The sequence below is a fragment of the Nostoc sp. genome (genome assembly GCF_036918015.1).
Taxonomy (GTDB): Bacteria; Cyanobacteriota; Cyanobacteriia; order Cyanobacteriales; family Nostocaceae; genus Nostoc.
In genome coordinates this window covers 18883-32331 of record NZ_JBALEO010000040.1, presented here as the reverse complement: position 1 = coordinate 32331, position 13449 = coordinate 18883, and the positions used below count along the sequence as shown (strand labels likewise).

General features: G+C 38.6%; 9 protein-coding genes and 1 pseudogene. 6 read left to right on the top strand and 4 right to left on the bottom strand.

What is annotated here, in order from left to right; translation table 11 throughout:
- Positions 1 to 20 precede the first annotated feature (20 nt).
- Positions 21 to 851 carry an Rpn family recombination-promoting nuclease/putative transposase gene (locus tag V7K61_RS09540; RefSeq protein WP_335053060.1) on the bottom strand — a complete coding sequence of 277 codons (831 nt, stop codon included), beginning with the start codon at positions 849 to 851 and terminating at the stop codon, positions 21 to 23.
- 156 nt (positions 852 to 1007) lie between these two features.
- Here V7K61_RS09540 and pglZ point away from each other — a divergent pair, with 156 nt between their 5' ends.
- Entirely contained in the window at positions 1008 to 3584 is a 2577-nt protein-coding gene (pglZ, locus tag V7K61_RS09535; protein ID WP_335053058.1) for a BREX-1 system phosphatase PglZ type A, read from the top strand.
- 64 nt (positions 3585 to 3648) lie between these two features.
- Positions 3649 to 5667, top strand: coding sequence for a protease Lon-related BREX system protein BrxL (gene brxL, locus V7K61_RS09530; RefSeq protein WP_335053056.1), 2019 nt, complete (start codon positions 3649 to 3651; stop codon positions 5665 to 5667).
- Here the strand turns inward: brxL and V7K61_RS09525 are convergent.
- Positions 5664 to 6227 (bottom strand): annotated as a pseudogene (locus V7K61_RS09525) (BrxA family protein); the annotation flags it as partial. The gene brxL and the pseudogene V7K61_RS09525 overlap by 4 nt on opposite strands.
- A gap of 230 nt (positions 6228 to 6457) precedes the next feature.
- Between V7K61_RS09525 and V7K61_RS09520 the strand changes: the two are divergent.
- Genes V7K61_RS09520 through V7K61_RS09510 form a run of 3 tightly spaced genes read left to right on the top strand, consistent with a single transcriptional unit; the run spans position 6458 to position 9843 of the window.
- Positions 6458 to 8353 carry a Mu transposase C-terminal domain-containing protein gene (locus tag V7K61_RS09520; RefSeq protein WP_335053053.1) on the top strand — a complete coding sequence of 632 codons (1896 nt, stop codon included), beginning with the start codon at positions 6458 to 6460 and terminating at the stop codon, positions 8351 to 8353.
- 5 nt (positions 8354 to 8358) lie between these two features.
- On the top strand, positions 8359 to 9279 hold the full coding sequence (locus V7K61_RS09515) for an ATP-binding protein (protein ID WP_322673137.1): 921 nt from the start codon (positions 8359 to 8361) through the stop codon (positions 9277 to 9279).
- A 51-nt stretch (positions 9280 to 9330) separates the two neighbouring features.
- The gene (locus tag V7K61_RS09510; protein WP_322673136.1) at positions 9331 to 9843 is read left to right on the top strand and encodes a TniQ family protein; all 513 of its coding nucleotides are present in this window, start codon (positions 9331 to 9333) and stop codon (positions 9841 to 9843) included.
- A 276-nt stretch (positions 9844 to 10119) separates the two neighbouring features.
- Here the strand turns inward: V7K61_RS09510 and V7K61_RS09505 are convergent, their stop codons facing one another.
- Together V7K61_RS09505 and V7K61_RS09500 are read right to left on the bottom strand one after the other, a co-directional pair.
- A complete protein-coding gene (locus V7K61_RS09505) occupies positions 10120 to 10779 on the bottom strand; it encodes a DUF2290 domain-containing protein (RefSeq protein WP_335053049.1) in 660 nt (219 codons plus the stop codon).
- Positions 10772 to 12901, bottom strand: a complete 2130-nt coding sequence (locus V7K61_RS09500; RefSeq protein WP_335053047.1) for a DEAD/DEAH box helicase — start codon at positions 12899 to 12901, stop codon at positions 10772 to 10774. The genes V7K61_RS09505 and V7K61_RS09500 overlap by 8 nt, the downstream gene beginning before the upstream one ends.
- 242 nt (positions 12902 to 13143) lie before the next feature.
- On the opposite strand from V7K61_RS09500, the gene V7K61_RS09495 reads away from it, so the two are divergent.
- Positions 13144 to 13308 (top strand): hypothetical protein, encoded by a 165-nt coding sequence (locus V7K61_RS09495; protein WP_335053045.1) that lies wholly within the window; start codon positions 13144 to 13146, stop codon positions 13306 to 13308.
- Positions 13309 to 13449 lie beyond the last annotated feature (141 nt).

Genomic DNA, 13449 nt, shown 5'->3' with positions numbered 1-13449 from the left:
AAGATTGCACCTTGTCGATTTTAAGCTTTAAGTGCTGCCAACCAAGCATCCAAATCAGCCATACTAGTAAAATCAAGCAATGCTTCAGCCAGATTTTCCAACTGTTCCAGGGAGAGAGATTCAACTTGCGATCGCACCTCTTGGGGTAATTCTCCCACCCTTTTGGCTAATAAACGCAAAACCAGAGATTTTTCCCCTTCTTCTCTGATTTCTCGATAAACCCGTGTTTCTTTAAGTGTAATTCCTAACATTTCCTCTACCTCCCGTTGGCTCTTATTTTCAAATTTGTACACCATTATTGTTGTTAATAACTCTATTATGGCGCGATTTTCTGGCTGAGGTGCTTCCTGCTGACTCCTGGTAAGCAAATACCTAGCTTCTTCGGTTGCTTGCTCATCTTCAATTGTAGTCAACACCATCAACGCGACCCAAACAGGTAAAGAGCGAATATCACCCAACTCATCCAAATATATGCGAGTTACTTGCTCTCCGTTCAAAAATGAGCGATGGGGATAAATTTTACTTTGTTCAATACTACGGGATGGATAAATTATTACTGCTTGCCAATCACTAAACCTGGTACTATTGCGGTAAAAATATAGTGAAGATTCGGCAAATACCCTTTCATAAAGCTGTTCATCCTTTTGAAACTGTACCTCACAGAAATACACAACACCGGAATTTTGACTTTCTGGAGGTAAAAATACGCCATCGATTTCAAATTTTGGTTCTTTAACTGCTACGGAATCAAATCTATATTCGTCTGTATTTGCTGGAGGATTTGTCAATAACTCAAATAGTAAAGTTGGCGATTGTTGAAATAGTTTATAGAAAATTGTATCTCGACGCATGAAGGATTTTATCGGAAGATTGCACCTTGTCGATTTTAAGCCGGAAGTGTATTAGTGTGAGGAAGTGAAAAAAAGACTCGGAAATAGGCGATCGATATGGTAAAAGAAGGAAGTGACGCTCAAAACCATCGCCAAAGAGGGAGGGAATAAACGAGAGTGAATACTGCTCGTATCCAAAATACCTTAGAAAACCTATTTCAAGATTCAGCCCGTTGGTTGCACTCAGGACGACGGGTAGTGTTTTGGTACGATCCAGATGAACAATTTACCAGCACCTTCCACGAACTACAAATTGAAGGTGTGGAAAAACTCCAACTTGCTGACAACCCTTTTACAACCAAATACCGTTTACTTATCCAACAACCAAATCAAAATTTTTTACTATACATTCCCGAAAGCGAACCTGCACCTCAAGATAATTGGTTGTTTGATATCCAAAAAAGTGGTTTAACTTTTTCTGCTGACCCTGCGGCTTTGATTTATGCTGATTTGGGCTTGCGTCAGCGTCGTTTAGAAAATACCATCCGCGAACATCAGAAATTTTTCAACAATCGCAAACGCAAAGAAGCATTGGAAGCAATGAAAATTTCTGCTGACAGCGACGAAGGCGCTTTATTTTTGGCGATGCTATCGGTTGTTGTCGGTTTAAAAGTACCCGATGCGGGTTTACTAATTCGTCGGGTTTTAATAGCGGGTTTACTGGAATCTGATAATGTAATTTGGTTAGATATCGAACGCTATTTTTCCCCAGTCGTATTTTGGGAAATAGTTCAAGAACATACAGATTTCCCGAATACAAACCCTAGTTTAAATAAATTATTCATCCATTTAATTATCACCCACTTTGATAAATCTCTGCGCGGTAATATTCCTACCCAATTAAAAAAATACCTAGATAATTATCTTATTATTCCTGGGCAAAGAGCTTATGCCTTTATTGACCAATGGATACGTGACCAGCAAGACTCAAACATCTGGAAGGAATTAAGCAATACCATTGGAAATGAATTAAATATTTTTAATAAAATTGAAGACTTAGAACCGGATATATTATGTGAGGCTGCAAGTTTTGAGGATGTCGATAAAGTCTTAATCCGAGGTTGTGTGAAAATACTTCGTTCTCAAATGGGAGAACAAACTCAAAATTTAACACCTTGGCGAAATTGGTTGCAAGCTCGTCGGACTTTAATTTGGTTTCCTACTTACGAAGCAATTTATCAAGCGCTCGATGCAGCGATAACTCTACTCGAACTCAAACAGCAATATCGAGAAGGATTTCATCTTTCCGCACCTGTCTTATTTAAAGCTTACACCAGCGAATTATACCAATTTGACCTTGCTTACCGTCATTTCATTGTTGCTAGTGACGCAGCCCAAGGAGATATACTCAAACGAGAGTTAATCGATGATATTGAAAATCTCTACACTCAATGGTTTCTGGATGGCTTAGGTGCTGCTTGGTCAGATTCTCTCGGTGAAAAATGGGAATTAGCTGGTGTTCCATCTCAAACCAGATTTTACCGCGAAAATGTTTTGCCCATATTCGATCGCAGCGACAGAGAAAAAGCTTTTGTGATTATTTCTGATGCTTTGCGTTACGAAGTCGCTAGAGAACTCGAAGAAGTCATCAAAAAAGAATTACGGGGTGACACCAATTTCAATGCACAATTAGGTGTTTTACCCAGCATTACCCGTTTGGGAATGGCAGCATTATTACCAGGGTCTAAGCTAGAATTAGTGCCGAAAAATGATGATGTAAAAGTAGATGGACTCAGTACTAAAGGTTCCCTAGCTCGGCAAAAATTGCTAACTCAAAATAGCAAAGTTGAAGCAACAGTGATTGATGCAGGCCATTTATTAGACATGACGATTGAAGAAGGGCGGAATGCAATTTCATCCTACCGCTTGGTATATATTTATCACAATGTCATTGATGCCATTGGCGATAAACCAGCAAGCGAACGTCAAGTATTTGCAGCCTGTGAAGATGCAATTAAAGAACTTGTGCGTTTAGTCAAGAAAATCTGTAATTCTCTTAATGGCACAAATGTATTTTTTACTAGCGACCACGGATTTTTATATCAACGTCGTCCCATCCAAGAAGCAGAAAAACGTTCCATACCAAACGGCGATGTAGTTTTAGAAAGTAAACGTCGCTACCTATTAACGCGAGAAAAAATACAGGAACCCAGTTTATTACACTTTTTCTTACCCTATGCAGAAAATACCTTTACCGTAATTCCTCGCGGGACATTACGCTTCGCCATTCAGGGTGCAGGTTCGCAATTTGTCCACGGTGGTGCTTCTCTACAAGAAATCTGCATACCAATTATCACCTATCATCATAAACGAGCCACAAAAGACGATGAAGGAATAGCCAGAAAAGTCAATGTCCAAGTTAGCGCCAGAGAAAGAAGAGTCACGAATAATCGCTTTACCTTGACATTGGTACAAACAGATGCAGTTGAAGGAAGATGGCGATCGCGTCAAATAACAGTGGCTTTGTATAATACCGAAACCAATACACCTATCACTGATGTCAAGAAAATCGAATTAAGTAGTAGCAGTTCCAACCCCAGCGAAAGAGGAAATATCGTCCGTCTAACGATCGCGACTTCTAACCCTCCTACCCGTGCCTTATTAATTATCCGCGATGCCGATGATGACAGCGAATTGGTGCGAGAAGACTGGACTATTAGCTTGAGTATAGCCAACGATTTTGGCGATTTTTGATAGTTAAATCATAAGCTAACCTAAAAGATATCAAAAAATATTCTCACCACCCCCGCATCCCAGTATGGATGATCTCAACCAAAAACTAAACAGCATTTATCCTGGAAAGGTGGTGCGTAAAGACCTGACCAAGCGTATTAAAGAAGGCGCAAACGTACCTATATACGTTTTGGAATACCTACTGGGAATGTACTGCGCTACAGACGATGAAGTTACCATCGAGGAAGGTGTCACCCGTGTGAAAAATATCCTCGCCCAAAACTACGTTCGTCCTGATGAAGCAGAACAAGTAAAATCAAAAATTCGGGAATTAGGACGCTTCACGATCATTGACAGGGTAACGGTAACACTGAACGAAAAAGAAGATATGTATCAAGGTACTTTGATGAACCTGGGTATAAAAGGTGTGGTTGTTGACCCGGAAATTGTCAAAGTCAACCAAAAGTTACTCGGTGGTGGAATTTGGTGTATTTTACAACTAGAATACGAAGCTGGAATTAAACCCAGTCCCTTCATTGTCGGCAGCCTCAAACCCATCCAAATGCCTAATGTAGACATGGAGGAACTATTTGCGGGTCGTCCTAATTTTACCCGTGATGAATGGATTGATGTTTTAATTCGGTCAGCAGGTTTAGAATCTACTACCTTTGAAGCAGAAATTAAATGGCATCTACTCGCCCGCCTAGTTCCTCTGTGCGAAAATAATTACAATTGCTGCGAACTTGGCCCTCGCTCCACTGGAAAATCCCACGTTTATAAAGAAGTTTCCCCCAATTCGATTTTAGTTTCCGGTGGTAAAACCACAGTTGCCAACCTGTTTTACAATATGTCCACCCGTCGCATCGGATTAGTTGGTTTATTCGATGTAGTTGCTTTTGATGAAGTTGCTGGCATCAGCTTCCACGACAACGACGGTGTGCAAATAATGAAAGACTACATGGCTTCCGGTTCCTTTGCACGGGGAAAAGCAGAAATTACTGCCACCGCTTCAATGGTTTTTGTGGGAAACATCAACCAAAGCGTTGAATCTTTGGTGAGAACTTCCCACTTGCTTGCACCCTTCCCGGAAACAATGATAGATACGGCATTTTTTGACCGCTTTCACGCATATATTCCTGGTTGGGAAATTCCTAAATTCAGCCCAGAAAATTTTACTAACCAGTACGGTTTTATTGTCGATTATTTAGCCGAATGGCTGCGGGAAATGCGTAAACGCAGCTTTGCTGATGCCATTGATAGTTACTACCGACTGGGTAATAACTTGAAGCAAAGAGATGTGCAAGCAGTTCGTAAAACTGTATCCGGGTTGTTAAAGTTACTTTTTCCTGATGGTTCCTATACTAAAGAAGATGTCCGGGAAGCTTTAGTTTATGCCCTGCGAGTGCGACGACGAGTGAAGGAACAACTCAAAAAAATTGGCGGGATGGAATTTTACGATGTGTATTTTAGCTACATTGACTTAGAGACAATGGATGAATATTTTGTCTCTGTCCCCGAACAAGGTGGTTCCAGTTTAATTAGTCAGGAAATATTAACTCCCGGTCATTTACACTTTATTAGCACTGGAGATAGCGGTATTATTGGCACTTTTAAACTCGAATCGCAAGTAGTACCAGGTAACGGTAAGTTGACACGTACAGGTGTCGCAAACACAGCCAAAATTAAAGACAGCGCGAACATTGCTTTAAATTACTTTAAGGCGATCGCCCAACGAATTAGTAGTAGCATTTACCCGAATAATTACGATTTTTTATTGCAGTTACTTGACTTACAGGGGGTAGGAATACCCAAGGAAAGTGGACTCGCTTTGTTTATATCTTTGTGTTCGGTAACTCTTAAACGCAGCGTCCAAACCCAACTTGCAATCTTCGGGGAAATGACTTTAGGCGGTACAATCACCCCTGTGAGTAATTTGGCTGGTAGCTTACAAGTTGCATTTGACGCAGGTGCAAAACGTATTCTCTTACCAATGTCCAACGCTGTTGATTTAGTGAGTGTCCCGCCAGAATTATTTGCTAAATTTCAAACTTCATTTTATGCCGACCCCGTAGACGCAGTTTATAAAGCATTAGCCATTGATTAAAAATCGAGCATTAAAGCCAGATAATGCTCAAAACCATCATTAAGAAGTTGTTGACGCAATATTGATGGTACGGGTATAGATCGAATTTCATAATTACCTCGTTGCGGAGTAGGCTGCAAGAGTCCGGCGTTTACTATAACTTGTACTGTACTACTCATTACCTTTTTATAAGTAGAATCTGACCACGCTGCTACAGTTGCACTTTGCTCCCGTTTACCTTCAAAAAAAGTTCGCAAATCAGCCGCAGTTAGAATATAGTCAAAGGCTTTGATTTTATCTAACAAGATTTCCGCAACTAATTCGCGTAACAAACGATGCTCCCGCAAAATCAAAAACAAAATAGTATATCGTCGGGTATCAATATTACCAGTAGCAATTAAGTGTACGTAAGTCTCTGGGACTTGATGCAGACGCTTGAGTATTGTTTGCAGCGCTCTTTCGCGGGAAGCTTGAGAACGTAATTGAAATAAATCCTCTACTAAAACTTGACGACGAATATCGTCTGCTGTTGCTCCTTGGTGCATTAATTCAGCAACCGTTACAGTTTCCGTCAGCACAAAAGCATGATTAGTACGAGCAGCTGTACATTAAATAATTATTGTCCATTTTAAAGAATTAGTGTCCATTTTTAGGATAGCTCCCTAATAAGCCAAAAGCCTTGCTGCAAAAGTATTTGAACCATATTTTTTCTTTGATTATTCTCTCACCAATTTTAAAGTAAATGATGTCATTTTTCTGATAGAGTTTTAAAGTAAATGATGTCATTTTTCTTGGAAGACAGGTCAAGTGTATGTCTACGCGTTCTTTGAGTCAAGGCGCTAATCTCTCCGATCATGAGGAAGTTGTTGCTACGGAGCAGGTAGAGGGAAAGCCTTATCTACTGTTTAATGATGATTCGCCAGAGTTTCAGCAAAAAGCTGATGTAATTGATGCCATTGTACAAGCACCTGATAAGAATGCTCGCAGGGATGCGATCGCAGAGGCAGCTAAAACACTTGGCAAAAGCATCCGAACTATAAAACGAATGGTTGAGAGAGTTCAAAAAGACGGAGTTGCTACCCTTGCAGTCGGTCGTCAGGATAAAGGACAGTTTCGTATTAGCAAACAATGGTTTCAATTTATAGTTGAAAAGCATGAATGGGGTCAAAAAGAGGGTTCGCGGGTAAATCATAATCAAATTCACGGATACTTGATAGCTTTGGCATCTAAGGGAGAAGAACTACGCTCTAAAAAGTATGCTGATGCTGAAAAATTCAAACAATACCCAGAGGTACTAAAGGATTTAATAGAGGGAAAGTGTCCCTCTCATGTCACCGTCTATAAAGTTATAAACTTTAATATTGATCAAGAAAGCAGAATAGTTCGCCATCCCGGTTCACCAACCGAAGGACAAATTATTCAGACAACTGAAGGAATTTTAGAAATTACCCATAGCAACCAGATTTGGCAGGTTGACCATACCAAGTTAGATATTTTGTTGATTGATGATGAAGACAAAGAAATTATTGGTCGCCCTTACATAACATTAGTGATGGATAGCTATTCTGGATGTGTGGTTGGGTTTTATTTGGGATATGAGTCTGCTGGGTCACATGAAGTTGCACTAGCCTTTCGTCATTCAATGTTGCCAAAGCATTACGAACCAGAGTACAAACTGCAAGAAAAATGGGATATTCTGGGTGTTCCAGAATATTTAGTTACAGACCGCGCCAAGGAATTTAAGTCTGCACATTTGAAGCAAATTTCGCTACAGTTAGGTTTCCAACGTCGGCTACGTGCTTTTCCATCGGCAGGCGGTTTAATTGAAACTATATTTGACAAGATTAATAAGGAAGTTTTGTCTTTATATGGAGGATATACCGGATCGAGTATTGAGGAACGCCCTAAAGAGGCAGAGAGAACTGCATGTTTAACGCTTGATAAGCTAGAAAGAATATTAGTGAGGTATTTTGTAGACCACTACAATCAGCATGATTATCCAAAGGTAAAAAACCAAAAACGTATTAAACGCTGGAAATCAATGCTCTTGAGTGAGCCAGAAGTTTTCGATGAGCGTGAACTAGACATCTGCTTAATGAAAGTTGCTTATCGGAATGTCGAGAAATATGGTTCTGTCAACTTTGAAGGTTTGGTATATCAGGGAGATTCTTTAGTAAGGTATGAAGGTCAGAAAATTTCCTTAAGATATGACCAGCGCAATATTGTAACTCTGCTTGCTTATACCCGTCCTCTTGACGGTCAACCAGGAGAGTTTATTGGTGTTGTCAAAGCTAGGGATCTAGAAAAAGAGCGGCTTTCTCTTGGGGAATTAAATTGGATTAAGAAGAAGCTTCGGGTGGAAGCTAAGGAAGTTGATAATTCTTCAATTTTGAATGAACGACTAAATATATTTGAGGACGTGGAACAAGAACGTAAAAGTCGGAGAAAACGGCAAAGAAAAGCTCAAGCAAAACAGGGACAAAAGTCTAATAAATCGAAAATTGTTGAAATGTTTCCTGAAAATGCAATACTGGAGGAAACAACGATATCACAAGAAAATTCTACATCTGCACCTGATATTGCCTCACAAAAACCTGTAAATTCTATAGACAAACAGGATACACCTGAAACCAATCGCACCGCTAAGGCTAGACGACCGAGAGTAGGGGTACAAAATTGGAACCAATTTGTGGAAGATAACTGGTAAGTAAAATGTCAGAGACTAACTTAGCCCATGTAGAACCAAAACTTCAGAAGCAGTTTGATGCTAGTTTACAGTCTGCTGATGAACTGCGTCGCTCACCAGAAATACAGGCTGAGGTTGAGCGAATTGGTAAAGCTGACACTTACTTACCATTAGACCGCGATACAGAATTATTTGACTGGCTTGATGACCAGCGTGATGCAAAACTCTGTGGTTACGTTACATCTGCTACAGGTTCTGGTTTGCTAAAAGCTTGCCAACTCTATAGGATGCAATATGTAAAAAGGCGAGGGACATTGTTAGAAATTCCGGCGACTGTTATTTATGCCGAAATTGATCAGCATGGTGGCCCAACAGATTTGTATTACTCTATTCTAGAAGAAGTCGGTCATCCGCTTACTAATGTTGGAGCGCTGCGAGATTTACGATCGCGGGCATGGGGAACTCTTAAAAGCTATGGTGTCAAAATACTCATAATTGGTAATGCCGACTACCTAACTTTGGAAGGATTTAACGAACTAATTGATATTTTTACGAAATGGCGAATAGCTATTATCTTGGTTGGGACTTACTATTTAAGCGATAATATTCTCGAACGAAAAAGTCTTCCATACGTGCGCGTTCATGACTCATTTTTAGAGCCATACGAGTTTCCCAATTTAACTGAAGAAGATATTATTGAAGTTGTGGATGATTGGGAGCAAAAATTCATTCCTGAAGATGGTCGATTAAATCTTGCACAAATGGATAGTGTGATTTCTTATTTGAAACTAAAATCTGGAGGGCTGATTGAGCCTTTGTATGATTTACTTCGTAAAATTGCAATCCTGAAACTAGATGAGCCATCCTTTGAATTGAGTCAAGCTAATCTGACTAGAAAATTTGGTAGACGCAAGGAACCAAAAGTTAAATTTAAGAGGAAAGGCTAAAATGGCATATTTACTTTGAGTTCAAGCCGTTTAAGCATTGAGATGTAAGTTATGGAGCCAGAAGCGGTTCAACGTCCGCCTTGGTATGTAGAACCCAACGAAGGGGAGAGTATTAGTCACTATTTTGGACGATTTAGGCGACACGAAGCAGTTTGCGTCTCGTCTCCTGGGAGTTTAAGTAAAGCCGCAGGAATTGGCCCAGTATTAGCAAGGTGGGAGAAATTTCGATTGAATCCGCTTCCCAGTCAAAAGGAATTAGAGGCGATCGCAAAACTAATAGGTTTGGACGCAGACAAAATAGTTCAAATGCTGCCGCCAAAAGGCGAAAAGATGAAGCTTGAGCCAATTCGTTTATGTGCGGCTTGTTATGCTGAGAAATCATATCACCGCCTAGAGTGGCAGTTTCAATCAATGGTGGGGTGCGATCGCCACAAGTTGCGTTTGCTTTCAGAATGTCCCTTTTGCAAAGAACGTTTTGCTATCCCGGCGTTGTGGGAACAGGGAAAATGTAACAAATGTCATACGCCTTTTAGAAGTATGAAAAAACGGCAGAAAGCTTACTAAGGATTGCGATCGCACTCAAATCAAGAGCTTATTGTGCCTAATCTTCTATGGGCATTCCTCTGTAATTGTCAATGTAATGACAGCGAGTTGAAGAAAAACTGAAGTGCGATCGCCACAATTTAAACTTACTGTTATAATTTCCAAAGTTTACGGAAAGGTGTAAGATTCGGCGTTATTAGTGGATGGAAAGCTCATAAATTATTAGTACTGCTTGATTCTTCGGCTTTCCAACAGATTGTATGAGTCGGTTAACCAGTAAGCATTCTATACAAAAATTTAATAAATAGCTATATGTAATACTTTCTTCTCTCCAACAGTTATCGTTTTATCGAAAAGGTTACTTGAGAACGTAAGATCATCTGTAAATTTCCTAAAAGCAGTATTGTAAAAACTACGAATAATAAAGGATATGAAGGTACTCGGTGTGATTGGGGAACAAACAGGTATTCTACAATTTTCAAACTGTCCCAAGGTTAGATGGCATTTGGGGTGATCTAATTCTTTATGATTGCCTGGATCATAATCGAATCTGATTGGTACTGGTAATATATTTTTTGCTATTATATCTGCATATATTTCGTCTGCTTCATAAATTGTAGGCTCATTCTGGAATACTTCTAAAAATGGTGATGGTAAAAAGGCAAGCCTATGTGAAATTAACTCAGATTTTTTATACGTATACAAAAGTTGTATTAACGCACAATCAATCATTTTGAAATTGTAGTTTTTACCTCTCTCTAGTTCATTATATATGTTCTTATAGTCAATATTTTTCAGTGCTACTGAGAGATTCTGCATACCAGAATATGCAATTTCATAACTATCTCTACCAAGAGATGTAGATGAGGGAAAATTTTGTTGATCGCATAAACTAACTTCTATTAGTTTTTTAGTAATGTATTCAATTTCTTTATAAATTTCTTGATGACTAGTCATTTTCAAATAGTTGATTTTTTAATTTTTCTATTAATTCTGGTGGCAAATCTTCTTTCTGCATAACACCCTTCTCTAAATCCTCAATAATATCTTTTAATTTTCTTTGGTTCTGAATTCTACGTTCATGCTCTTTAGGACTCATATCTCTATTGATAACATTCATTCTTCTTCGTTCTTCTTCTGTAGGATAGGTAAATTGAAGAACAAAGTTTCTTTTTCTCACTTCTTCAAATTCTTTCACCAAACCCCTCATGTCTTCGCCATACCCCAACACTCTTAACCAAGCTTTGCTTCTTGTCATGGCAGTAAACAAGATATTTCTTTTTCTGGAAAGCTCTGTACCAGAGAAGCATTCATGAGCATTTATAACATATATCATTGCAGCTTCATTTCCCTTTGCTCTATAGATACCTGTGAAAGTAACTGCTTCTTCACTAAAAAATTCATCGCGGGAATTTGTAACTCCGGCCAGGTTAGAATTAATCTTTTTTTCAAAGAGTAAAGCCCTAGAGGTTCCAACGGCATCTTTAGTTGTAAACGGGTTAGAATGAATAATCATTATGTCATCATATTTTAATTCATCTTCCCTAATATTCTTTTCTATTTCCTTAACTAACCATTCATTTTGTTCGCGGTTATTATTAAAGGACTTAAATATAATTAAGTCATCAATAGATGAGTGAGATTCGAGGAACATTGGACTAGTATTGCTAGTCCTACTAAGCTTTACAGGCTTTCCATCTTCTAGCTTCCCTTCTTCTAATTCATAACCAATATCTCTCCATAACCCTGCATCATCAAACATCTGGATTAATCCTTCATTTCTATATATTCCAAAACCCAGAGCATGTGCAGAAGTTAGGAGTGGGCGAGAATTTCTATAGCATTTCTCTAATATAATGTCTTGTTTTGGTTTTCCTGATCTGTTTTTAAGTTGAACATATGGATTACCGTAAGTATCTTTTCCAAAGATTTCTTCTGGTGATTCCATTGTCTTATTACTCAGACTTTGTAACTCATCATATGCATAAACTAGTCTTTTTGGCTGCTTCAAAATTTTGTAACAAAGTTGCAGGAAATGTTTAGAAAAATCTTGTGCTTCATCAACTAGTATTGCATCATAATACTGCTCAAAACTGTGGATTTTATCGAGTGCTTCCTCACAAACTTTGTCAAACTCTTGACCAGATACATTTGTAAGATTTCTTGCTGCACCTAAATCTCTGAATTCAATATTATGTTTTTTACATAGTTCATAATAAATTCCTTCCGTTGAGGGATTTCCCCAAGCGTGAATAATTTTTATTTTTTCCCAGTCCGGCTCTTCACTCGTATGTTCAATACTAAAAGTATTAATAAAGTGTTTAAACTGATTTTTAAGAGAGCGAGTATTAAAAGTAACAGCAATATTCCAATCAGGATGTTTTGCCTGTAAATATGCAACTTTAAGAGCTAGAACTATAGTTTTACCTGAGCCAGCAAGTCCTCTAATTCGCTGTACACCTTCTACAGTTTCAAGCACAGCAGCACTCTGATTATTATCTAGGTTTGCGATTGAATCTTCCAGTTTCTGGAGTTTTGCACCCCTTGAATTTTCTCTCTGAACATAGCTCCTCTGCCTTCTTTTTCTGATAGAAGTTATAACTTGTATCACTGAGCTAAGGCTCTCAAAATATTGGTTGTGTTCCCATTTACAAGATTTTAAGTACTTTTCTAAGTTAGATTCATTAGTTATGATGGGATAGTCTTCTGAAATATTATTTAGTGTATTACTCAATGCCGGCGCAAATGTTACAGCATTGATTTCTACCATTAGTTTTCTTCTTTCAATCAGAGTTTTATGCTGAAGTAGTTTTGATTGAACTTTGGTTACACTTTCATCTTGTGACTCTTCTATATTATCTATGCTGGTATTATTTCCTTCAATAATATTGAAAATAACAACACCATGCTCTCTAGATAATAAAATAGCATCAATTTGATAACCACCTTGAGACGTTCCTATTATTGGGTATCCCAGATATAAGCTGCCATCGATATCGGGTCTTTTCTCGAAGTATTCAGCTAGCCTGCTAGATGAAACTGGCTTATTATCTACATCACCTCGAATAACATTAACCATGAGATATTGCTTTACCTAAAGTATCTACCTCTATTATCTTTCAATTTGAAGTAATCGTCCCATACTATTTCTGTTTTGTTGGTGTTCCCGCAAATCATATTTGAGTAAAGCTGAATCATGAGTTGAGTCTCATTATTCAGATGCACGATCGCACTTTCCAAGGCAAACTCTACAGCATCAAGCGATCGCTTCATCAATTTGTCTTTCTAATACCTGCTTCACCAATAAAGTTACGGTAGGGTATGGTCTTGACTTTTGCGGAGATGGCAGAATGTCAAAAGCCGATTTACAAGGTTGAGGTTATGTCTAGCGACAAGCCAATGCGTGTCTACGCACTTCTACCCCAGAAGTTTACCTTGAGTTTTTGGTGCTGCGATCGCAGCACTATTTGCAGTAAAAAGAATTAAATAAATGATACATACTTGATTTCAGTGGAGTTTTATCAAGTTTAGAGAGATGACTTTACAATAAAAATAAATAAAATAGTTAAACTCCTTATTATAAATGATAAAATAAATTTGTGGGCGAACGTCGGCTTCATGCCGTGT